The organism is Clostridium sp. LS3, assembly GCF_055330225.1.
Window position 1 is genome coordinate 289,685 of record NZ_CM143921.1, and the last position, 20,828, is coordinate 310,512.

Genomic DNA, 20,828 nt, shown 5'->3' on the forward strand with positions numbered 1-20,828 from the left:
GGAGGGAATGAATATGTTATTAAGCTTGGAAGTGAAAAACTTTGCTTCATTCAAAAATGGATTTGAATTCTCTATGAAACCAGGTAAAACAATGAGTAGATTTGAAGATAATATTATAGAAGTCAAAAATAGAAAGGTTTCAAAGGTTGCAGTAATAGTTGGTGAAAATGCAGGAGGGAAAACTAATTTCATGACTAGCCTTCATTATCTTTGTTATTTAATAAAGGATGATGTAAGTTATGGAACATTAAAAAAACTATGCTATAATAATGATGACAATGTACCACAAGAATTTAAAATAGAGGCATTAATAGAAGATAAAATATACTTGTATATTATTAGAAAAGATAAGTATGTTAATTTATATGAAGCTTTATATGTAAGAAATATTAATCAAGAACGTAAACAGGGTGAGTTATTATTTAGCTTAACCAGAAAAAGTTTTAATGAAGAAACCCGTATTGTAGAAGTAGATGCAAAATTAAATGGCAAGTATTTTAGTAAAGAAATCAAGAATATTTTAGATAGTACAACTAATAAAATACAAGGGCTATTTTTAAATAAGTTATATAAGCTAGGATTAGAACCTGTATTTCCTTTTGTAGATTGGGTGAATAATAAATTGATTGTTAAATTACCAGATCAACATTCATTAAACTTTTATAAACAAATGGAAAAAAATGAAGAAGAGTTGAGCATCTTAAAGAAAAAGGAATTCTTAGATATATTCTCTATTGTAGATCCATCAATAGTTAATATTGAAATAGATGAGAAATTACCTTTTGAGGATACTATAATTATTAGAAAAAGAGCAGATAAAACTAATTTTTCAATTAAACTTAAAGATGATTCATCTGGAGTAAGAGATTTTTTTGCTTGGGCAGTTGAAATTTGGAAAGTAATTTATGATGATGCTACATTGTTTGCAGATGAGTTAGATAAAGTTTTTAACTCGATTTTAGCAACAAAAGTATTAAATTATGTAAAAACAATGACCAATAAAGGTCAGTTTATTTTTAGTACACACAATATACTTCATATTAATACTATTGATTTTATGAAAGAACAAATATATTTTATAAATAAAGATGAGGAAATACTTTCATCAGAAATGTATTCATTATCTAAATTTAAAGAATATAGATATGATAAACCTAAGGTATATGAGATATATCTAAAAGGGTTATTTGGGGGAGTGCCGAATGATTAAATCTATTAGGCCTAAAGCAAGACTTTTTGTTGAGGGTAATACAGAATATAATTATTTCAAAGAATTAGGGAAAATCATTAATATAGATTTTGCAATAGAGCCAATTGATATGAAGGGTGGGGGATACAAAAACTTTTTGTTAGAGGTTAAGAAAAAAGGTTTTTTAGGATGTACTATTATTTTTATAATAATAGACTTAGATAAAGTTCATTGTGATAAAGATAACTTTAAAAAACTTCTAGATTACTGTAGGAATCAAAACAAAAGGTCACCAGTTCCATATTTTATTATAGGTAGTTTTAAAGATTTTGAATATTTCGCTTGCTTACATTCTAAAGATTACAAAAATGGGGATACAAATAATTTTATACTAAAAAATTATAAGTATAGAAGTATAGATCAGTTTAAGGCAGATAGTAAAATATTTCAATTTTTAAACTCTAATGGAAGAAGTAGTGATATAGCAGTAAAGGTTTTAAGTAAGAAGCAGGCTTATATTAATAATATATATAAGCCTCCTACCAAAAAATATGGAGATATAATTATTAAAAATACAAAAATTAATATAAATGACAGCTTAGAAATGGCTAAAAATTCTAATATGAATGACTTCTTTGATATTATTGGACAAGCAGTAATATCAGAGTAATTACATAAATATTCAAAGTATAAATTTTATACTTTGAATATTATTAAATTAAATCAATAGCCTTTCTCAATTCTTCAATATCTTTATGTGTATATATCTTTTCTGTTGTAATATAGCTACTATGTCCTATAATTTTCTTTATAGAAGTTTTATTGGCATCACTATTACTCATAAGAGTAGCGAAAGTATGTCGGCAATCGTGAGGCTTATGATTCATATTTAGTTGTTCCATTATAGGAATAAACTTTTCTTTGTAATAATTATCATATTTCATTTTTCTACCTAGATCGTTGACTATTAAATATTCTTTACGTTCTAATACTCTCCTTTCTATAAAAGGCATAATTTTATGATTAATTGGTATAACTCTATTTTTACCAGCATCTGTTTTTATGCCGCCTGTTATAGTCCTATTTTCTAAATCTATGTTGCTAGACTTTAAGATTAGTAATTCACCAATTCTTAGACCCGTATATATCATTATGAGCATTGTATCAACATAAGGTATGCTATTTTCTACAGAGAATAATCTTTCTATTTCTTTATCTGTAAAAGGTTTTCTTGAAGTTGTTTCTGTCTTCTTACCAATATCCACGTATGATGAATAATCTTTGCTAACAATATCATTTTCCATAGCATATTTAAATAGCTGATTATAAAGGACTTTTATTTTACGTAATGTATCGTATCCTTTATTACAATTATTAATTACAGATTGAAGATGCATTGTTTTTATATCAATAAATCTTGTGTCATGCAAGGCCTTTGAAGTTTCGAAAGCTGCATTGTAGCCATTTATAGCTGATTGAGATATATCATTATATTTTTGTTCCTTCCACTTATCAAAGACTTCAAAAAATGTTATCATTGATGATTCTATATTAAAAGGATTAGTATTAAAATCTGCTAATGCTTGTAAGGCTTCTTTTCTAGTTTCGTAATAACCAATAGGTTTGAATAGTTGCTTACCATTATCATCCCAACCAATAGTTTTACGGGCTATAAATGGCTTTCTTCTCTTTCCTGAAAGCTTAAATACACTTCCATATCCATTCGGTAATCGCATATAATATTCCTCCATTTCTTTAATTACTTATAATATAATAAGCATACATATGTGTATAGTGTGTATAACTAATATTTAAACTGTTGATTATTTACTTAAACTAAATATTACAAGCTTCAAATTGTACTTCTTTTAATTCAAATTCATTTTTAATCTTAAAATATTTGTTTTCATCATGAATTATAGAAAGAATTTTATATTGCAAGATTTCATTAGTAACAGTGAAGTGTTCACACATATCCCACCTAGAAGAGATACATTTATTTAATGCTTGTACAAATTCTTCGTCACTTATTAAAAAATTTGCTGCCCAAGTTTTAGCAAGGTTTTCTTTTTTATTCTTAATTAATTTCTCAGAGTAATTTTTAGATGCTTCTAGTAGATTTCCTTGTGTTGTGAAATGATGTCCAAGTTCTTCAGCCAATATAGAAATATATAATGATTTATAATTCATTAAAGATTTATCTATTGCAATCACTGGAGGAATACCATCAACTTTTACGTATATTCCTTTTGATAATATATTTTTTAAATTAGTTTCCTCAAGAAGAATATTTTCTCTTTCAATAATATTGAAAACATCATAAGTTTTTTTCATAAATATTTCACCTCGTGTAAAATTATGCTAATATTATTATAATATCGAACGTAGGTTCGTACAAGAGAAAATTAAAATAAGGTGTTCGTTATGAACACCTTATTTACTATGTTTTGATTTAATATTATCTATTTTTAACATGATTTTTTCAAAGAATAATGACAAAATTAAAATTGATGAGAATAAAGTTATACTTAGTATGAATTTAATAACTCTAGATTGATTTATAGCGTCTATTTTTATAAGATTCTCGAATATGAGATAAATTGATATAGTTAATATAATAATGTATGCCACATGCTTAAATTTATTTTCTTTTAATAATGAATCTACTTTTTTCATTAACATTACTGATGCGAATACAGCTAAAATCAAAATACTAATACTAAAAAATCTAAAAAGGTTATTTTCTAGATATACAACATTTATAGTAAATGTAAATGTTACTAGAATGGTAAATATCAGAAAAAATGATATAAGACTAGACTCTATTAAAATTTTTATATTATTATTTTTAATAAATATATGCATCTTATCGACTAGGGTCTTATTACTTGAAAGTAAATGTGGTTGCTCATATTTTAATAATGAAATATTATTATTAACTAAATCCTCAACTTTCTTGAGAGTTGAATAAAAATTTTTATCATCTAAATAATTTAATTCATTTAATAAATTTAAGTAAGATATATCATTAAAAGATATTAAAGAATTTAATGATTCTATCAAAGCAGATATATCTATTTTCTTATTTCTAAACAGATATATAGCATTTCTAGCTTTTATATGAGCACTTAATGCATTGCTATTAAAAACATATTGCTTTTCAGATGTTTTTAATCCGTTGGAATAAATAAATTTTAGTATTACTATAAAACATATAATAAGTAACCAATAAAATAAAGATTTAAAATTACTTACATCATCTTTTTTAAAATAATCAATGACTTGAAGAATAATATCATAAATTGACTTTCCAACCTTAACTGGATCTATATTCATTGATGAAACCTCCTAAAGAAATAGAGTATTAATATCATATTATGTAAAATAGTTACACATAGATAATAAAATAAAAGTGTTCGTGACGAACACCTTATTTATCTTTATATTTATTTTTTATATATTCAATAAAGTTATTTATTTCTTCTTTAGCTTTATCTGGAAGTTCATCATATTCATGGTCACTATGAAGAGCTATAGTTTTCTCCTTTTCACGCTTTTCATAATTTCTTATATCTGTTTTCCCAAGGAGATAATCAATAGAAACATTGAAAAAGCTAGATAACTTCTCTAATGTAGGCATTTCAGGTATTTGTTTACCATTTTCATATTTTGATATAGATGTTCTACCTAAGCCGGTTTTATAAGCTAACTCTTCTTGATTCAGATTTAGTCTTTGTCTTTCATATTTCATTCTTTCAGCAAATGTAGCCAAATTCAATCACTCCTTTAATTTAATTATATCCAAAAGATGACCTGTAATCAAATAATGTGATTAAAAATCATAAAAAAGGTTACTTTTTTATTGACAAAGTGATTTAAAATCACTATTATATAAGTATAAGGTGATTCAAAATCACGGGAGGTGATTAAATGAAAGTTTTAGAATTAAAGTCTATAAGAGCAAAAAGAGGATTAACACAACAGAACCTAGCAGAAAGATTACAAATTAATACAACAACATATACAAAAAAAGAAAATGGAATAAACCCATTTACAATAAATGAGATTAAACAACTGAAAGATATTTTAATATTATCTAATGAGAAAATAATAGATATTTTTTTAAGTGACATGTGACTTAAAATCACATTATTAAGTTTGATTACTATATTTTAATTATTACACATATTAGGAGGATATAAAATGGTGGAACAATACAGAAATATTTACCAAATTGCTCGTGAGAGTACTGGTTTAACTCAAGAAAAGGCATCAGAACTAATGGATATAAGTGTTGATAGCTTAAGAGCGTATGAGGGATTTAAAAGAATACCCCCGGATAGAGTAGTTATAAAAATGATTGAAATTTACGATGCTCAATATCTAGCGTATCAGCATTTGAAAACTAGTGATTTAGTTGGAAACTCTTATTTACCAAACATTGAAATTAAAGATTTACCATCAGCTATGCTAAGACTACAAAAAGAAGTTAATGATTTCATAAAACTTAGAGATGAAATGATAGACATAACTTGTGATGGAATAATAGATGATACTGAAAAAGATAGATGGGAAGTAATAACAAAGGAACTTAATGATGTTGCAGATGCAATTATGGCATTGAAGTTCGCAAAATGAAAGGAGTTTTAAGAAATGAGCAAGGCAATATCAGTAAAAGAAGCAGCTAAAATAATGGGTAAGTCAGAACAGTTTGTAAGAATAGGTTTACAAAGAGGAATATTACCTATTGGTCATGCAATTAAAATAAGCACTATTTATACTTATTATATTTCACCAAAGCTTTTTGAAGAGTACGTAGGGAAATATAAAATTGAGCAATAAAAAAAGAACCTTATTTAAGGTTCCAGCAAATAGATGCGGACTGCCATCCGTATCTCCATTATAACATAAAAAGGAGATAAGTAAAATGAAAATTATATCAACTTTAAATATAAAAGGTGGAGTTGCTAAGACAGTATCTACTGTAAATGCAGCAGCTGAATTAGGAAGATTAGGAAAGAGTGTTCTTGTAATAGATATGGACCCACAAGCAAATGCTACAAAGTATTTTAACTGTTATAACATAAATGGTACATCAACTTATGAATTACTAAATGGGGAAGATGTGAATATAGTTTTTACTGAGTATGATGGAGTTTATTTAATACCATCGAACATAGAACTGATTTTATCTGAAAGTGAAATATTAGCAGATACTAAAAGATCTAGGGAATTAAGGCTTAGAAAGTATTTAAAGAATCTGGAACATGACTTTGATTATGTACTTATAGATTGCCCACCATCTTTAGGTGTATTAACAACCAATGCACTTGCTGCATCGGATTCTGTTTTAGTTCCAGTAAAGATAGATATGTTTGCGTTAGATGGATTTGAGTACCTTATATCATCTATAGAAGAAATAAGAGAAGAATTTAATCCAAGCTTAAATTTATTAGGTGTCTTTATTACTATGGATAGAGCAACAACTATTAATAGGGAAATCAAAGCAGAGCTTAGAGAATCTCTTGGAGATAAGTTATTTAAAACAAGCATAAGAGAAAATGTGGATGTAGTTAAAAGCACCTTTAATTTAACTCCTGTAATCTATTTTAATAAGAAAGCCAATGCTACTAAGGATTATAAGGCTTTAGTAAAGGAGATAGAAGAATGGCTTATTTAAATGGATTAAAAGGTATTGCAGATAGAGTAAATAAATTAGATGCAGAAAAGAATTTTAACTTACAGTTAATAGATATAGATAATCTAGTACCTTCTAGTAATAATTTCTATGGTATTAGAGAAATAGAAGAGCTAGCAGACAGTATAAAAGAAAGTGGACTTATGCATAACTTAGTTGTTAGAAAAATTAATGATGAAAGTTATGAGATCCTTTCAGGGGAAAGAAGATACCATGCACTAAAGTCACTAAATTATAAGAAAGTTCCATGCCAGGTTAAAGAATTAAATAATACAGATGGAGAAATTCTTCTTATTCAAGCGAATGCTAAGCAAAGAGAATTGACACCTTCTGAAAAGATGAAAAGTATAGAGAGACTTGAACAGCTTTATGCTCTTAAAAAAGCTAATGGAGAAGAAGTTCCTAAAGGCAAGACAAGAGATATTATAGGCAAAGATATAGGACTTTCAGGAGTTCAGGTAGGTCGTTATAGTAAAGTAGCTAAGAACTTAATAGAGCCACTTAAAGAGAAGCTAGACGAGGGTACTATCACATTAACCCAAGCAGATACTTTAAGTAGCCTAAAAGATAACGAGCAGAAATCAATATTAAATCAAATAAGCAATACAAATAGTAAAATTTCTAATACTGAAATTGATATTTTAGTAGAAGGTATTAAGCAGCCATTAACAAGCAAGAAGGATATAGAGCTATTAAAAGAACTAGATGTTGATAAAGATGTGGATAAAGATATCAAAATTGTTGATGAAATAAATAATCTGTTAGAGCAACATAAGACTCCTAAAATTATAATTTCAAGCAAATATATAGATGGAAATTTCTTTACCAAAGAAGTTATCTTTGATGGAGAAAAGTTTGAAGTTACATTATCAGGCTTTGGGAAAGTAAGTAAGCTTAATATCATTGCTAAAGATATAAAACAAGTTAAGAAACTTAATATAAATGATAAAAAGTTAAATCCTAAGAAAGCATATGAAATAGCACCGGAATGCTTTATATGGTTTTCATATATGGAGGAATAGATATGAGATTTACGGTACATGGTTTTAAACAAGATAAATTAATAGAACTAGGTTTAGATAATGATGATGCTCTCATATTAAGATATTTTATTGATTTTAGAGATACTGAGTCTATGAGAGCAGAAGTTATTGAGGGTGAGACTTATTACTGGATTAAATATGAAGCTGTTATTAATACAATTCCAATAATAAAGTTAAAGAAGAAAGATAGCCTATATAGGAAGTTGAAAAATATGGTGGTTATAGGAGTTTTAAAACATAAAACTATAAAAAGTAATGGCACATATTCTTACTTTGGTATAGGTGAAAAGTATTATGAATTAATAAATGAAGCTATCGGAAATAAATCCGTAGGGGGTGCGGAAGTAAATCCGAGGGGGTACGGAAATAAATCCGTACCAAATAATTCATCTATTATATATTCATCTATTAAAAATAATAATACTCCATCAGATGAGACATCTGACAGTCGAACACCTTATGAAAATATTATTGAATTATTCAATGCTACTTGTAAGTCCTTACCTAAAGTTAAGGCTAGGAATAAAGCTAGGGATAAAAAAATAAAAAATATGTTTAAGGAGTTAGGACTTGAAAATATTAAGATAGTTTTTAAGAAGGCTGAAGATAGTCCGTTTCTATCAGGTAGGAGTGGTACATGGGAGAATTGTGGCTTTGATTGGCTTATAAGTCCTAGTAATTATATAAAGGTGTTAGAGGGAAACTATGACGATAAAACAGCCATTAAAGAAGATAAGAAGCCTAAAAAGAATATTTCTGAAAAACCTAAAATAATTCTTGAGGAGGACTTTTAAATGAATATGGCAACACCACAAAATATTGAAGCTGAAAAAGCTTTGCTAGGATGTGTAATCAACGATAAAGAAAAGATTTATGAGGTAGAAGCATTAATATCAACAGAAGATTTTTACTATGATAAACACAAAGAAATATATAGAGCAATAAGAGAACTTGAAAGTAAAGAGATAGAGATAGATCTAATTACATTACTTGATTTAGTTAATAAGAAAAATATAGTGAAAGAATGTGGGGGGATATCCTACATTACTGAGTTAAGTACAGATGCAATATATAGCAATAATGTAACAAGTTACGCAGAAATAGTAAGGGATAAATCAGATAGAAGAAAACTGATTAAAGCAGGAAGAGAGCTAGTTACAAAAGCTTATGAAGATAATGAGGTTGATGAGATAGTTAATTCAGCTGAAAATGCTATATATCAAGCAGTAATCAAAAGTAGCGATGGAGAAGTCGTTAGAATTTCAGATGTAGTAAGCGATGTTTTAAATCAAATAGAAATTAATTATAAAAATGGTGGGAAGATAAATGGTAAAACTACAGGATATAAAGAGTTGGATGAATGTTTATCAGGACTAGTAAAAGGTGATTTTGTAGTAGTAGCTGCTAGACCATCTATGGGTAAAACAGCTTTTGCATTAAACATAGGGCAATATTCAGCAAAAGAATCTAATGTAGCTATATTTTCATTAGAAATGCCTAAAGCACAACTAACTCAAAGGTTACTTTCATCTATGGCATTAGTGCAATTACAGAATATTAAAACTGGAAAGTTAAATGATGCAGAGTTTGGGAAAATAGCACCAGCAAGTAATGAGTTAGCAAATAGAAATATTTTCATTGATGATGAATCAACTTCTTTAGCAGATATAAAAGCTAAATGTAGAACTTTAAAGAGAAAAAATGGACTTGATATAGTAATTATTGATTATCTTCAACTTATAGAAGTAGCTGAAAAAAGTTACTCAAGAGAGCAAGAAATAGCAAAGATTTCAAGAGAATTAAAGAAACTTGCTAAGAGCTTAGAAATAACAATAATAGCTTTATCACAACTATCACGTGCTCCTGAGCAAAGAGCAGATCACAGACCAATGTTATCTGATCTAAGGGAATCAGGATCAATAGAGCAAGATGCAGATGTAATTATGTTTTTATATAGGGATGAATATTACAACAAGGAAACTGAGGATAAAAATATTGCAGAAGTAATTGTCGGTAAAAATAGAAATGGAGAAGTCAAGACTATAAAACTTGGATGGGTAGGACAGTATCAAAGATTTGCACCATTAGAATTATCTTGGAGGTAGGTAATGAGTTTAAGTAAAGAAACCATTGAATTTTTTAGAAAGAGCAGAGAATTAATAGATCATACTCAATCAATGCAGATGGCAACAAACTACAAGCCTAAAGACTTTAATTATAGTCAGTATGGAATTTTATTAACTAAGGCATTAAAGGAGGTAGGGGACGAAGAAGAAATTAAAAAAGTCTATCCTAACGGATTATATTGATGCAGTAATACATTTATATTTCTTAGGTTATTCAGTTGAAGAAGCAATTAATGAAATTGAACTACCTAGCAATAAAGATGAGGTGATAGAATGCCTGAGAAGTGCGGTTACAAAATAGAAGATAAAGTTAAATTTAAAATAGATAATGAGCCTTTAATTGGAATAATAACTTCAATAAGTCCAAATGGGAAAATAGCAAGAGTTAGAGTAATTAAACATGGACGAAGATGTTACCATGAATGGCTAAAAATAAATCAAATAAAGTTAGTGAATGAGGGGGAATGACTTATCAATAAAGTAATACTTATTGGTAGATTAACCAAAGATCCAGATTTAAATTTTGCAGCAGGAAGTGGAATAGCTGTAACAAGATTTACTTTAGCTATAAATAGAAAAAAAGTAGAAGGTAAAGAACAACAAGCAGATTTTCCTAATTGCATAGCGTTTGGAAAGACAGGAGAAACAATAGCACAGTATCTCACAAAGGGGAGACCAGTAGCAATAGTGGGAAGAATACAAACTGGTAGCTATGATGCTAAGGATGGAACTAAGAGATACACAACAGATATATTAGTAGATTCATTTGAGTTTATAGGTAATGGACAAGGTAATAATAATCAAAACAATTCATTACATAAAGATAATAATTTTGATGAAGATATGACACCGGTGGATGATGGGGATATGCCTTTTTAGATATTGAATAATTGCAAGTAACAAAAATGTTCTTTGAGAATTGAATAATACGGTATTTACAAAATATGTTATAATTATTTTAAAATGTAAGTAGGTTAAGATATAAACTAATGTATAGATAATAATTTTTAATAATTTAAATTGGAGGGGATAAATTGAAAAACAAATCAAAATTTATCTTTAGTTTAATAATCGGGCTTCTTATACTTTCATTAGGTTATAATTGCTATCAACAAAATAAGATAAATAATTATAAGAAAGGATTAGCCAATGTGGTGAGAAGTAATATACAAAGGTTTGCTAGTTATGGAGGAAATGTAGAAAAGGAAACAGTTTATGCTGAACAATATGCAAGTATAGTAGCAGCTCAAGAGTCATATATGGTGTTAAGTGACGAGAATGGAATTCCATCTGATGAATGGGCATCTAGTTTGCCGGGATTGTTTATTGAAATAAAAAAAGTAATGCTTAATGATAAAGAAAAATTTAAAGAAGTATTTGAAAGAGAAAATGGTTCAGAATTAATGTTTAAAATATCAGATAATTTTGAGGATAAAGATTCTATAAATAAAGTTTATAATTTATTAACCAATTAATTTACTACATTAAAATATTAAGAATATAAAATTATTGGAAATGCCGTATTATTCAAAAAGAATATGCGGTATTTTTTAATTAGCAATTCAAAATAAATGCAAAGTTAATGAGAGAGTAAAGATAATAATTATTAAGGTGTTCATCACGAACACCTTAATAACTAAAAACTAAAAGAGAGTGAGAGTAGATTATGTTAATAAATGAAGATTGCTATAGAAAGCTTAAAAAACACGTTGAGGACAACTTAGAAAAGTATAGTTATTATGTAATAAGTTTAGAAACTCCTGGTCTAGGAGAAGCAACAAGGTGGGATAAGGTTTTTGAAAAGAGTTGCTCACCATCAGATCCTACTGCGATGAAAGCAATTGACGATGAGTATAAAAGAACTCTAGTTAATGTTATAGATAGTGTATTTGATAAGCTGGATGATAAGTCACAAACAATAATTAGAACATATTATTTTGAGGGTAATATAACAAATCCTAGCGAGGTTATGGTTGAGTTAAAAATAAGTAAAAATAGATATTATGAATTAAAGAAAATAGCATTATATAAATTTATGATGGCTTTTGGATTTTGTTAAGACTGCTGAAAAGCAGTCTTTTTTATTATATAATTTAATTTGTTGCAAGAAGCAAGATAATGACTTATTTAAAACAAATAAAATGATATTAAGGAGATAATTAATATCAGTGTGAGAATATAGATAATAATGGAAATATGTAGTATAATTAATGATAAATTAGAATGGGTAAATATTTGACGGAGGTATTTTTTATGAGTGATATTGAGGAAGTTGCTAAAGCAACAAGCAAAGCTTTAGATACAGCTAATAATTTTGGAGGATTTATATCTAAATTTATATCTGGATCTTTAGAAGAAGGAATGGGAATTGTTCAAGACAAATTAAAATATATTAGATGGGAAAGACAAGTGCGTCTAATGAAAAAATCAGAAGAGTTTATGAAGGAAATGGGTTCGGAAAATTCAATAAAACCAATACCATTAAAATTTGCAATTCCATTATTTCAAGCAGCTACTTTAGAGGATAATGACTATCTACAAGATTTATGGGCAAAATTGCTTGTAAACTTTAGTAATAAAGATAGTGATGTAAAAATATGCAGAACATATATAGATATTCTAGAGAAATTAAGTCCGTTAGAAGCAAAAATTTTATTAGTTATTTATTCTTATCCGTTTAAGGAGAGTGAACCTAGAGGAGTTCTTACAATAGATTTACCTGAAAAGGTAACTCCTTACATACATGATGAATATACAAAAAATAGAGATAAGTATAAAATTAAAGATGAAAATATAATATTTGCACTTGCTAACTTATCTCGTTTAGGATGTATATATCCACAAAAGAATATTGGAGGTGGAGATATTTTTGACATTGCAATGCCAACTGTACTAGGTAGATATTTAGTAGAATCATTCACTCTAAAAAAATAATATAAATATATACTCTTTATCTTATGAATTGAAATAATAAAGAAAAAAGTGAAAAAATCGGGAAAATACAAGGAAAATATTATAGACAGGTGAAAAACTAATTGCTAAGATTATGGTATAGTGAGAAAAGTGTATAAAAATAAATTATTAAAGCATAAGTTAATATCTTGTGCGTTTGCCATTTAAGGGCTAGTAATAGAAATATTATTAGTCCTTTTATTATGCAAAAAAATAGACACATGTCGTGAGACAGTAATAAGTCCTTCTATTTTATTTAAAAGGGGTGAGAATATGAGAATAGAGGATAGTATCAAAGAAAAGCAACCTACAGAATATAGTAAATTACATTCGATGAGAAAAGAAGAAAAGCTTACTGAAAAAGATTTAAAGGAGCTTATGAGTCATAGTTCTTATAAGCGAAGTTCAGGAGGTGCAATTAAGCAGGTGAGGCAATGAATGAAATAATTCGAGGTGAAAAAGTTCCTGCTAATCCTATTCCTGAAAGAAGATATGAACAATTTAAATATAGACTAGAAGAAAAAAGCGGGAAATATGCTAATAGGAACTTAATGATTTTTTATGTAGGAGTTGGGACTGGTTATAGATTAGGTGATATATGTGGGTTAACTATTGGAGAAATATTAGAAGCTTTATCTGAGGATAAATTTTCTATTCAAGAACAAAAGCAATATAAAGCATGGCAAAAGTATATAAAGGATAATCCTAATTCAAATAGAAAACCGCCTAAAAAAAGAGAAGCACCTATAAAGTCTAATCTTAGAAAGTTATTAAAAGATTATTGTAAGGGAAAGCCTAAAAGCTCATATGCATTTGAAAGTAACAAGAAAGGTAATCATATATCTCCAAAGTCATATAGCAATTTACTTTCAGAAGTGGGCAAGGAACTCAAGCTAAAAAATATTAGTGGACATAGCCTAAGAAAGACTTATGCATCTAGATTATGGGAATCAACTAGGAACTTAGAGTATGTAAGAATTGCATTAGGACATAAGAGTATAGAAACAACGAAGGTTTATCTAGGCTTAAATGATGAAGTTAAAGAAGGAGCTGCATCAATAGCTGATGATAGGCTTTAATTTTTTTAAAAAGTATAAATAGGCTAAAAAGTACACTAGGTCAATTAAAAGAGAAAATAAAAAATCTTTACTAATATATGTGTACTAAAAATGGAATGGGTAATCTATACTGTTATTACCTATTTAGATTAAATTAATAAATTACCTTTAAGCCTTGAAATATCAATGGCTTAGATAGGATTATTAGTAGTTCTCGATTATTACCTATTTAAAGCTCTTTTAAAATAAAAGTCTATGAAAAAATAAAAAGACCAAAAAAACGAGGTGATATTATGGGAAGAAAGTCTTTAGATGAGGAATTGGAAAGTCAGCTACCTTTGATTATATCTATGCTTAAGGACAATTGTACTGATAAAGAAATAGTTGAAAAGTTGGGTATTGGAAGTACCACTTGGAAACGTAAAAAGGTCCAAAATAAAAAGATAAAGCAGGTCATAGAAGAAATAACTGATGAGAAGAATCAAGAAGTAGAAGAAGCCCTATTTAAATGTTGTACTGGATATCATTATTATGAGGATGTAGTTACAAAAGTTAAAGAAGAAGTTGAAGGTGAAAATGGAGTTGTGCTAGTTAAGGAAGATGTTAAGATATCTAAAGTAAAGAAATATAAGGGTCCTGATATTGTAGCACAGAAGTATTGGTTGAATAATAAAAAGAAAGCTATTTGGAAAGATGATCCTCATAAGGTTGCTAATGATAAGGAGCTTACTAAGATTAAGAAAAAACAAGCAGAGCAGGGTGAATGGTAATGAGTACAGGAGTATTAAAGAAGTTCTATAACTCAGAGCCTTGGAGGATATTTAGGCAGCAAATAATATTAAGTAGAAGAAAGAATGGAGCTGTAATATGTCAGAATTGTGGAAAGAAGATAGTAGTATCAAAGCATATTCAAGTACACCATTTAGAAGAGCTTACTGAAGATAATTATACAGATGTTAATATTAGTCTTAATCCTGATAATGTAGAAGTGTGGTGTCATAATTGCCATAACAAACATCATAAAAGATTTTGTGGTGGCGGTCATAAGAGAAGGGAGAAAGCTGTCTATATTGTTTATGGTCCACCAATGAGTGGTAAGTCTAGTTATGTTATTGAACATATGGAATCAGGAGATATAGTAGTTGATATGGATAAGTTATATGAAGCAGTATCATTCCTTGATAAATATGATAAGCCTGATAATCTTAAGTATAATGTATTCTCCATTAGGAATCATATCATAGATAATATTAGAACTAGATATGGTGGTTTTAGAACCGCTTGGATCATAGGTGGTTATGCTAATAAAGTTGAAAGGGAAAGGCTAGCTAATGAACTAGGAGCACAGTTACTATTGATTAATGCAACTAAAGAAGAATGTATTAACAGGCTAGATACTTGTAATGATTATAGACAAGAACATAAAGAAGAATGGAAAGATTATATTAACAAATGGTTTGATAACTTTGTAGAATAATATCCCCCCATATAATTTTTATTATCACTTCCCTAGGACCGTTGGAGGTGATACACAATTAGAGTGCAAATTAAATTTTTGACTTTTTTCTGAAAAATTTTGAAAGAAAATTAGAAAGTTGGTGAGGTTTATGGATGTTCAGAAAGAATACGAGAGAATTAAATCTTTATTTGATGGAGTAGATGAGCATCAGCTCAATTTGATAGATGGAGTTCTTTGGGAATGTGCTAGACTTAGAGTTGAACTGAACGATCTCCATGAAATAGTAAAATCAAGTGGATTAATTAAAGTTCATCCTCAAAATTCAGCATTACAAAAAGAATTGCCTGTCTCTAAATTAATAGTTAAGGCAAGAGCTAATTACTTAAACTATATTTCTAAGTTATCTAATCTACTTGGTAAGAATATTGATGATGAAGACGATGATCTAAGTGGATATGAATAATAGTTATATAATTCAATACTATAATGCTATAAAATCAGGAGAAATTATAGTCGGTAATGAGCTAATGCTTCAACTAGAAAAATTAATTCGAGAAATTAGAGATCCTATTTATCAAAATGTAAATAAAATAAAAATTGATTTAGAAGAATCTGAAAAAAGAATAAGGTTTATAGAAAGTGAGTGTAAACACTTTGAAGCTCCTTATGCAGGTAAACCATTCTTATTAGAACTATTTCAAAAAGCTTTTGTTGAAGCCATATTTGCTATAAAGATTTTTGATGAAGAATTAGGAAGGTATGTCCGTAAATATCAGGATATACTTTTTTTAGTTGGAAGAAAAAATGGCAAGACTCCACTTATAAGTGCTATTTGCTTAAGCGAATGGTTTTGTGGACCAATTGGACTTAAGATATTATGTGCATCTAATGATGATACTCAAGCAGATTTAATGTTTCAGGCAATAAATGCTATGAGGGAAGAAAGTAAAACTCTTGAAAAAGTAACTAGAAAGAATCTTAAAGGGATTTTCTTTGGTAATCCTAAGCAAAGGAAAAAGAAAGGTAAGTTTAGTAAGCAAAATAAAGGGAATATTAAAAAACTTAGTGCTAAGACAGGAGCTAAAGAAGGAAGAAATATTGGTATTGGTGCAGTAGATGAAGTTTTTGAAATGGAAGACGATAGCACAGTAATGCCGATAAGACAAGCTCTATCAACTCAAGATGAGCCATTGTATTTTGAACTTACTACGGAAGGTTTTACTAATGATGGATACTTAGATGAAAGACTTAGAGATGCCAGAAAAGTTCTTAAGGGAGAAATGCAAAATGAAAGATGGCTAATATGGATATATACCCAAGATAATGAGCAAGAAATATGGCAGAATGAAGAGTCTTGGTATAAATCTAATCCAGGTATAGGAAAAATTAAAAAATGGTCTTTCTTAAGAAGAATGATAGAAGAGTCTAGGACAAGTACGAGTAAAAAAGCCTTTGTATTAGCAAAAGATTTTAATGTTAAACAAAATAATGCTCAAGCTTGGTTATCAAGTAAGGATATAGAAAATGATTTAACTTTTGATATTGAAGAATTAAGAGGATCTATATCAATAGGTGGAGTTGATTTATCTGAAACAGGAGATTTAACTTGTGCTAGAGCTCTTATTTACAATCCAAAGACAAGGATAAAGTATTTTATAAGTAAGTATTTTATTCCATACTCTAAGTTTGAAGAAGCAAGTGACGAGGATAGAGCAAAATTCAAAAAGTGGGCAAAAGAAGATTATTTATATATTTGTGAAGATAATGAGGTAAATCAATCAGATGTAGTTGCTTGGTTTGTTATGTTATATAAGAAATATAAAATTAGATGCTTATATAGTGGATATGATAAATGGCAAGCAAAAGCTTTTGTTAATGAAATGAAAGATTATGGATTTGATTTAGAGAAAATAGGTCAAGGATTTGACTTATCTAATGCTATGAATAGTTTAGAAATGGATTTGAAACAAAATCTAGTTAATTATAATCAAAATCCAATAGATAAGTATTGCTTAGAGAATGTTACTGCAAAGTGGAATTCAGCAGGAACTAAAAGAATGCCAATAAAAGTTCAAGGAGATGTAACCAAGAAGATAGATGGAGCAGTTACCATGCTAATATGTTATGAAACTTTAGATAGATATAGGAAAGAATACATGGATATTGTAAGTAGGAGGTGATTTAAATAGGTATCTTTAGTAACTTTAAGAAAAATAGAGAAGAGAAAAAGGCAGCTATGACTTATGCAAAAATGATGAATGGGTATTCACCTGTTTTTTCAAGCTTTGGAGAAGATATATATTCGAGTGATTTAGTTCAAATAGCAATTGGTCGTATCTGTACTGAAATGAGTAAATTAAATCCTAAACATATTAGAACTGACAGTGCTACTGGGTTACAAACAGTTGTTAATAGCGATATAGGAAGGCTTCTGAAATTCGGTCCTAATCCATTGATGACAACAAGTGATTTCTTAGAAAAGATAACTTACTTAAGGGAAATAAACAAGAATGCTTATATCTATCCTACTTATAGAACAATACCTTTAAATGATGGTAATTATAAAAGAGAATATACTGGACTTTATCCATTGAATCCAAGGTTAGTAGAGTATTTAGAAGATGAAAAAGGAACTCTATTTATTAGATTTTATTTTGCAGATGGTGAGCCACATACATTTCCATACTCGGATATAATCCATTGGAGAAAAGACTATACAGCAAATGACTTTGTTGGGGGAGACGCTAACGGTGAAGTAAACAATAAGGCTTTACTTAAGCTATTACAAACTGATGATGTAGTAATTCAGGGAATAGATAAAGGAGTTAAGGCTGGTCTTACTATTAAAGGAGTATTAAAAATAAATACTCTTCTTGATGATGATGAGCAGAAAAAAGAAAGAGAAAAGTTTGAGGTTAAGATGATGGATATGAAAAACGGAATCTTGCCTATAGACTTAAAAAGTGATTTTACTCCAATAACAATAGATCCTAAAGTAATAGATAAAGATACTATAGAATTTATAGTAAAAAGAATACTCGCTAATTACGGAGTATCATTAAAAATATTTAATGGTGATTTTACAGAAGAGGAATATCAAGCTTTCTATGAACAAAAGTTAGAAGCTATGATAATAAGCTTAGGTAGAGCTTTCTTTAAGCTATTTACTCAAAGAGAATTAGATGTGGGCAATGAAATTATATTTTATAACCAGGGACTTATGTATATGAATACTAAAAATAAAATAGCTGCAGTTGATATACTAAGTAGAGTAGGAACTCTTACAGACAATGAAATACTTGCGATATTTGGTTATCCTCCATTTGAAGGTGGAAATACTAGAAATAAATCTCTTAACTATATAAATAGAGATATTGCTGATACTTATCAGTTATCAAAGACTAATCCAAGAAAGGGTGAAGAAGTTGAGTAAGTTCAAAAATGAGCAAAGACTAGTAGAAATGAGAACTGTTGATAATGAAGAAGGAAAGATGATTGTTGAAGGTTATGCAATAACATATGATCAACCAGCTACTCATGAATATGGCAGTAGAAAGTTCACTGAAATTATTAAAAAAGGTGCATTAGATTATACTGATATGAAGGATGTGCCACTTAGATATAATCATAATGATACCTGGTGTATTATGGCTAGAACTAGGAATAATAGTTTACAGCTTATAAAAGATGAAAAAGGCTTAAAGATAGTAGCAGAGTTAATTGATACTCAAAGCAACAGAGACATCTATAAATCAATTCAAGAAGGATTGATTGATAAGATGTCTTTTGCTTTTACTGTATCAGATAGAGGTGATAACTGGAGCTATGGTGCAAATGAAACTGTTAGAGAAGTGATAAACATTAATAAGCTTTATGATGTCAGCGTGGTGGATACTCCGTTTTATGATACAACTTCTGTTTATGCAAGGAGCTTTGAATTATTGGAGAATAATTTAAAGCAGCTGGATGGCTTTGACTTACGTAAAAGAAAGTTAGAAATTTTATTTAAATAAATTAAAAAGTGAGGTAGAAGGAATGAATTATTTAGAACAATTACAAAAGGCTAGAGAAAAAAGAGAGGAGCTATCTAAAAGTATTAGGTCAGCTAATACAAATGATGAATTAGATACTCTAGAAGTAGAGTTAAGAAAATTAGATATAGAAATAAAGGACTTAGAAGTAAAGGTTGCAGAGGAAGAGGCATCTAAAAGAAGTGCAGGTGGTAATAATCCACAAGGTGGATTTAATCCTATAGTAACTTATAGAAATGGTTCGCAAAATCCTGAAAGAAGAAATTCAGAAGAAGACATATTTGGAACAATGGAGTATAGACAAGCTTTTAGAAATTATGTTGTTAGTGGGACTCCTATTCCTGAACAATATAGAAATGTTGAAGAAAGAGCAGATGCTTTAACAGTAGTAGGCGATGTAGGAGCAGTGATTCCAACAACTATTATGAATAAAGTAATAGAAGATTTAACTGTTGAAGGTAAAATAATTAATAGAATTACTCAAACTACATTCCAAGGAGGAGTTCAAATTCCAATATCAGATATTAATCCAACTGCTACATGGTTAGCATCAGAAGAAGCAGTATCAGATGAGCAAAAAGCAGCAATGAAAGCAAATATAAAATTCAGCTATCATGTTTTAGAAGCAAAGGTTGCTATAGGGTTATTAACAGCAACAGTAACTCTAGGCGTATTTGAAGCAACTGTAGTTAAGCAACTTAAAAAGGCTATGATAAAAGCTATTGAAACTGCAGTAATTAGTGGTACTGGTTCAGGTCAACCAAAAGGATTAACTAAATATTCATTACCAGAAGATCAAGTAATTGAATTTACAGATAAAGAAATTGGAACAGTTAAAGGGTGGGCAAGAGCTGAAGCAGCTATTCCAGAAGCTTATGAAGATACTGAAATATACTTAATGAATAAACAAACTTGGGAAATGTATCTAAATGGAATGACTGATACAAATGGTCAAAAAATAGGACTTGGGAAAATAAATGAAAAGGGTCAAAAAATACTTAATGGTAGAGAAGTTTTAACTACTGATAAATTCCCTGGCTTTGACAATGCTGCAGCAGGAGATATTTTTGGAGCTTTAGTAAATTTAGAAGACTATATTTTAAATTCTAACCTAGCAATGTATTACAAGAAATACTTTAATGAAGATAAGAATAAATGGATCCACAAAGCTTTAATGATAGCTGACGGTCAAATGGCTATTGGTGAAGTTGATTCAACACTTGTTGGAGCAAAAGGATTAATATATTTAAAGAAAAAGACAACAGTATAGGT

At 28.7% G+C, this 20,828-nt stretch carries 28 protein-coding genes; 24 read left to right on the forward strand and 4 right to left on the reverse strand.

All coding sequences use genetic code 11. The annotated features are described in order from the left end of the window. Positions 1-13 precede the first annotated feature (13 nt). Both ACZJV1_RS01490 and ACZJV1_RS01495 read left to right on the forward strand, forming a co-directional pair. Positions 14-1,210 (forward strand): AAA family ATPase, encoded by a 1,197-nt coding sequence (locus tag ACZJV1_RS01490; RefSeq protein ID WP_463651170.1) that lies wholly within the window; start codon positions 14-16, stop codon positions 1,208-1,210. After that, positions 1,203-1,859, forward strand: a complete 657-nt coding sequence (locus ACZJV1_RS01495) for a hypothetical protein (RefSeq protein WP_463651171.1) — start codon at positions 1,203-1,205, stop codon at positions 1,857-1,859. Before ACZJV1_RS01490 ends, ACZJV1_RS01495 begins: the two co-directional genes overlap by 8 nt. A 43-nt stretch (positions 1,860-1,902) precedes the next feature. Here ACZJV1_RS01495 and ACZJV1_RS01500 read toward each other — a convergent pair whose 3' ends face one another. The 4 genes from ACZJV1_RS01500 to ACZJV1_RS01515 form a co-directional block, all read right to left on the reverse strand. Continuing rightward, positions 1,903-2,925 (reverse strand): tyrosine-type recombinase/integrase, encoded by a 1,023-nt coding sequence (locus ACZJV1_RS01500; RefSeq protein ID WP_463651172.1) that lies wholly within the window; start codon positions 2,923-2,925, stop codon positions 1,903-1,905. Between the two features lie 100 nt (positions 2,926-3,025). Next, complete coding sequence (locus ACZJV1_RS01505) at positions 3,026-3,523, reverse strand: ImmA/IrrE family metallo-endopeptidase (RefSeq protein WP_463651173.1); 498 nt, start codon at positions 3,521-3,523, stop codon at positions 3,026-3,028. Between the two features lie 99 nt (positions 3,524-3,622). Further along, on the reverse strand, positions 3,623-4,525 hold the full coding sequence (locus tag ACZJV1_RS01510) for a hypothetical protein (protein WP_463651174.1): 903 nt from the start codon (positions 4,523-4,525) through the stop codon (positions 3,623-3,625). A gap of 94 nt (positions 4,526-4,619) precedes the next feature. Continuing rightward, positions 4,620-4,961: a helix-turn-helix domain-containing protein gene (locus tag ACZJV1_RS01515; RefSeq protein ID WP_463651175.1), complete on the reverse strand. Its 342-nt coding sequence runs from the start codon at positions 4,959-4,961 to the stop codon at positions 4,620-4,622. Between the two features lie 158 nt (positions 4,962-5,119). Between ACZJV1_RS01515 and ACZJV1_RS01520 the strand changes: the two genes are divergently transcribed. The 22 genes from ACZJV1_RS01520 (at position 5,120) to ACZJV1_RS01625 (ending at position 20,826) form a co-directional block, all read left to right on the forward strand. Continuing rightward, positions 5,120-5,326 (forward strand): helix-turn-helix transcriptional regulator, encoded by a 207-nt coding sequence (locus ACZJV1_RS01520; RefSeq protein ID WP_463651176.1) that lies wholly within the window; start codon positions 5,120-5,122, stop codon positions 5,324-5,326. A gap of 66 nt (positions 5,327-5,392) precedes the next feature. After that, on the forward strand, positions 5,393-5,827 hold the full coding sequence (locus tag ACZJV1_RS01525) for a helix-turn-helix domain-containing protein (protein ID WP_463651177.1): 435 nt from the start codon (positions 5,393-5,395) through the stop codon (positions 5,825-5,827). 15 nt (positions 5,828-5,842) lie between these two features. Then, positions 5,843-6,031 carry a hypothetical protein gene (locus ACZJV1_RS01530; RefSeq protein WP_463651178.1) on the forward strand — a complete coding sequence of 63 codons (189 nt, stop codon included), beginning with the start codon at positions 5,843-5,845 and terminating at the stop codon, positions 6,029-6,031. An 85-nt stretch (positions 6,032-6,116) separates the two neighbouring features. Further along, positions 6,117-6,869, forward strand: coding sequence for a ParA family protein (locus ACZJV1_RS01535; protein ID WP_463651179.1), 753 nt, complete (start codon positions 6,117-6,119; stop codon positions 6,867-6,869). After that, positions 6,857-7,909 (forward strand): ParB/RepB/Spo0J family partition protein, encoded by a 1,053-nt coding sequence (locus ACZJV1_RS01540; RefSeq protein ID WP_463651180.1) that lies wholly within the window; start codon positions 6,857-6,859, stop codon positions 7,907-7,909. The genes ACZJV1_RS01535 and ACZJV1_RS01540 overlap by 13 nt, the downstream gene beginning before the upstream one ends. Positions 7,910-7,911: 2 nt before the next feature. Continuing rightward, a complete protein-coding gene (locus ACZJV1_RS01545; protein WP_463651181.1) occupies positions 7,912-8,724 on the forward strand; it encodes a hypothetical protein in 813 nt (270 codons plus the stop codon). Then, a complete protein-coding gene (gene dnaB / locus ACZJV1_RS01550) occupies positions 8,725-10,035 on the forward strand; it encodes a replicative DNA helicase (RefSeq protein WP_463651182.1) in 1,311 nt (436 codons plus the stop codon). A gap of 3 nt (positions 10,036-10,038) precedes the next feature. Continuing rightward, positions 10,039-10,239: a hypothetical protein gene (locus ACZJV1_RS01555; protein WP_463651183.1), complete on the forward strand. Its 201-nt coding sequence runs from the start codon at positions 10,039-10,041 to the stop codon at positions 10,237-10,239. A gap of 90 nt (positions 10,240-10,329) precedes the next feature. Further along, on the forward strand, positions 10,330-10,524 hold the full coding sequence (locus tag ACZJV1_RS01560; protein WP_463651184.1) for a hypothetical protein: 195 nt from the start codon (positions 10,330-10,332) through the stop codon (positions 10,522-10,524). A 3-nt stretch (positions 10,525-10,527) separates the two neighbouring features. Next, positions 10,528-10,935 (forward strand): single-stranded DNA-binding protein, encoded by a 408-nt coding sequence (locus tag ACZJV1_RS01565; RefSeq protein ID WP_463652135.1) that lies wholly within the window; start codon positions 10,528-10,530, stop codon positions 10,933-10,935. A 155-nt stretch (positions 10,936-11,090) separates the two neighbouring features. Beyond that, positions 11,091-11,531, forward strand: a complete 441-nt coding sequence (locus ACZJV1_RS01570; RefSeq protein ID WP_463651185.1) for a hypothetical protein — start codon at positions 11,091-11,093, stop codon at positions 11,529-11,531. Between the two features lie 191 nt (positions 11,532-11,722). After that, complete coding sequence (locus ACZJV1_RS01575) at positions 11,723-12,115, forward strand: ArpU family phage packaging/lysis transcriptional regulator (RefSeq protein ID WP_463651186.1); 393 nt, start codon at positions 11,723-11,725, stop codon at positions 12,113-12,115. Between the two features lie 194 nt (positions 12,116-12,309). After that, the gene (locus ACZJV1_RS01580; protein WP_463651187.1) at positions 12,310-12,990 is read left to right on the forward strand and encodes an Abi-alpha family protein; all 681 of its coding nucleotides are present in this window, start codon (positions 12,310-12,312) and stop codon (positions 12,988-12,990) included. Between the two features lie 291 nt (positions 12,991-13,281). After that, the gene (locus ACZJV1_RS01585; RefSeq protein WP_463651188.1) at positions 13,282-13,446 is read left to right on the forward strand and encodes a hypothetical protein; all 165 of its coding nucleotides are present in this window, start codon (positions 13,282-13,284) and stop codon (positions 13,444-13,446) included. Then, positions 13,443-14,087 (forward strand): tyrosine-type recombinase/integrase, encoded by a 645-nt coding sequence (locus ACZJV1_RS01590; RefSeq protein ID WP_463651189.1) that lies wholly within the window; start codon positions 13,443-13,445, stop codon positions 14,085-14,087. The genes ACZJV1_RS01585 and ACZJV1_RS01590 overlap by 4 nt, the downstream gene beginning before the upstream one ends. Positions 14,088-14,359: 272 nt before the next feature. Then, the gene (locus tag ACZJV1_RS01595; protein WP_463651190.1) at positions 14,360-14,836 is read left to right on the forward strand and encodes a Xaa-His dipeptidase; all 477 of its coding nucleotides are present in this window, start codon (positions 14,360-14,362) and stop codon (positions 14,834-14,836) included. After that, a complete protein-coding gene (locus tag ACZJV1_RS01600; RefSeq protein WP_463651191.1) occupies positions 14,836-15,543 on the forward strand; it encodes an HNH endonuclease signature motif containing protein in 708 nt (235 codons plus the stop codon). The genes ACZJV1_RS01595 and ACZJV1_RS01600 overlap by 1 nt, the downstream gene beginning before the upstream one ends. 130 nt (positions 15,544-15,673) lie before the next feature. After that, the gene (locus tag ACZJV1_RS01605; RefSeq protein WP_463651192.1) at positions 15,674-15,988 is read left to right on the forward strand and encodes a zinc-binding protein; all 315 of its coding nucleotides are present in this window, start codon (positions 15,674-15,676) and stop codon (positions 15,986-15,988) included. Continuing rightward, complete coding sequence (locus tag ACZJV1_RS01610; protein WP_463651193.1) at positions 15,981-17,705, forward strand: terminase large subunit; 1,725 nt, start codon at positions 15,981-15,983, stop codon at positions 17,703-17,705. Before ACZJV1_RS01605 ends, ACZJV1_RS01610 begins: the two co-directional genes overlap by 8 nt. A gap of 56 nt (positions 17,706-17,761) precedes the next feature. After that, a complete protein-coding gene (locus ACZJV1_RS01615; RefSeq protein WP_463651194.1) occupies positions 17,762-18,958 on the forward strand; it encodes a phage portal protein in 1,197 nt (398 codons plus the stop codon). Further along, positions 18,951-19,538, forward strand: a complete 588-nt coding sequence (locus ACZJV1_RS01620; protein ID WP_463651195.1) for an HK97 family phage prohead protease — start codon at positions 18,951-18,953, stop codon at positions 19,536-19,538. The genes ACZJV1_RS01615 and ACZJV1_RS01620 overlap by 8 nt, the downstream gene beginning before the upstream one ends. A gap of 22 nt (positions 19,539-19,560) precedes the next feature. Further along, positions 19,561-20,826 carry a phage major capsid protein gene (locus tag ACZJV1_RS01625; RefSeq protein WP_463651196.1) on the forward strand — a complete coding sequence of 422 codons (1,266 nt, stop codon included), beginning with the start codon at positions 19,561-19,563 and terminating at the stop codon, positions 20,824-20,826. Positions 20,827-20,828 lie beyond the last annotated feature (2 nt).

Coding starts and splice junctions, on each gene's coding strand:
- ACZJV1_RS01490 (WP_463651170.1), top strand. CDS start 14: ATGTTATTAAGCTTGGAAGTGAAAAACTTTGCTTCATTCAAAAATGGA.
- ACZJV1_RS01495 (WP_463651171.1), top strand. CDS start 1,203: ATGATTAAATCTATTAGGCCTAAAGCAAGACTTTTTGTTGAGGGTAAT.
- ACZJV1_RS01500 (WP_463651172.1), bottom strand. CDS start 2,925: ATGCGATTACCGAATGGATATGGAAGTGTATTTAAGCTTTCAGGAAAG.
- ACZJV1_RS01505 (WP_463651173.1), bottom strand. CDS start 3,523: ATGAAAAAAACTTATGATGTTTTCAATATTATTGAAAGAGAAAATATT.
- ACZJV1_RS01510 (WP_463651174.1), bottom strand. CDS start 4,525: ATGAATATAGATCCAGTTAAGGTTGGAAAGTCAATTTATGATATTATT.
- ACZJV1_RS01520 (WP_463651176.1), top strand. CDS start 5,120: ATGAAAGTTTTAGAATTAAAGTCTATAAGAGCAAAAAGAGGATTAACA.
- ACZJV1_RS01525 (WP_463651177.1), top strand. CDS start 5,393: ATGGTGGAACAATACAGAAATATTTACCAAATTGCTCGTGAGAGTACT.
- ACZJV1_RS01530 (WP_463651178.1), top strand. CDS start 5,843: ATGAGCAAGGCAATATCAGTAAAAGAAGCAGCTAAAATAATGGGTAAG.
- ACZJV1_RS01535 (WP_463651179.1), top strand. CDS start 6,117: ATGAAAATTATATCAACTTTAAATATAAAAGGTGGAGTTGCTAAGACA.
- ACZJV1_RS01540 (WP_463651180.1), top strand. CDS start 6,857: ATGGCTTATTTAAATGGATTAAAAGGTATTGCAGATAGAGTAAATAAA.
- ACZJV1_RS01545 (WP_463651181.1), top strand. CDS start 7,912: ATGAGATTTACGGTACATGGTTTTAAACAAGATAAATTAATAGAACTA.
- dnaB (WP_463651182.1), top strand. CDS start 8,725: ATGAATATGGCAACACCACAAAATATTGAAGCTGAAAAAGCTTTGCTA.
- ACZJV1_RS01555 (WP_463651183.1), top strand. CDS start 10,039: ATGAGTTTAAGTAAAGAAACCATTGAATTTTTTAGAAAGAGCAGAGAA.
- ACZJV1_RS01560 (WP_463651184.1), top strand. CDS start 10,330: ATGCCTGAGAAGTGCGGTTACAAAATAGAAGATAAAGTTAAATTTAAA.
- ACZJV1_RS01575 (WP_463651186.1), top strand. CDS start 11,723: ATGTTAATAAATGAAGATTGCTATAGAAAGCTTAAAAAACACGTTGAG.
- ACZJV1_RS01580 (WP_463651187.1), top strand. CDS start 12,310: ATGAGTGATATTGAGGAAGTTGCTAAAGCAACAAGCAAAGCTTTAGAT.
- ACZJV1_RS01585 (WP_463651188.1), top strand. CDS start 13,282: ATGAGAATAGAGGATAGTATCAAAGAAAAGCAACCTACAGAATATAGT.
- ACZJV1_RS01590 (WP_463651189.1), top strand. CDS start 13,443: ATGAATGAAATAATTCGAGGTGAAAAAGTTCCTGCTAATCCTATTCCT.
- ACZJV1_RS01595 (WP_463651190.1), top strand. CDS start 14,360: ATGGGAAGAAAGTCTTTAGATGAGGAATTGGAAAGTCAGCTACCTTTG.
- ACZJV1_RS01600 (WP_463651191.1), top strand. CDS start 14,836: ATGAGTACAGGAGTATTAAAGAAGTTCTATAACTCAGAGCCTTGGAGG.
- ACZJV1_RS01605 (WP_463651192.1), top strand. CDS start 15,674: ATGGATGTTCAGAAAGAATACGAGAGAATTAAATCTTTATTTGATGGA.
- ACZJV1_RS01610 (WP_463651193.1), top strand. CDS start 15,981: ATGAATAATAGTTATATAATTCAATACTATAATGCTATAAAATCAGGA.
- ACZJV1_RS01615 (WP_463651194.1), top strand. CDS start 17,762: ATGACTTATGCAAAAATGATGAATGGGTATTCACCTGTTTTTTCAAGC.
- ACZJV1_RS01625 (WP_463651196.1), top strand. CDS start 19,561: ATGAATTATTTAGAACAATTACAAAAGGCTAGAGAAAAAAGAGAGGAG.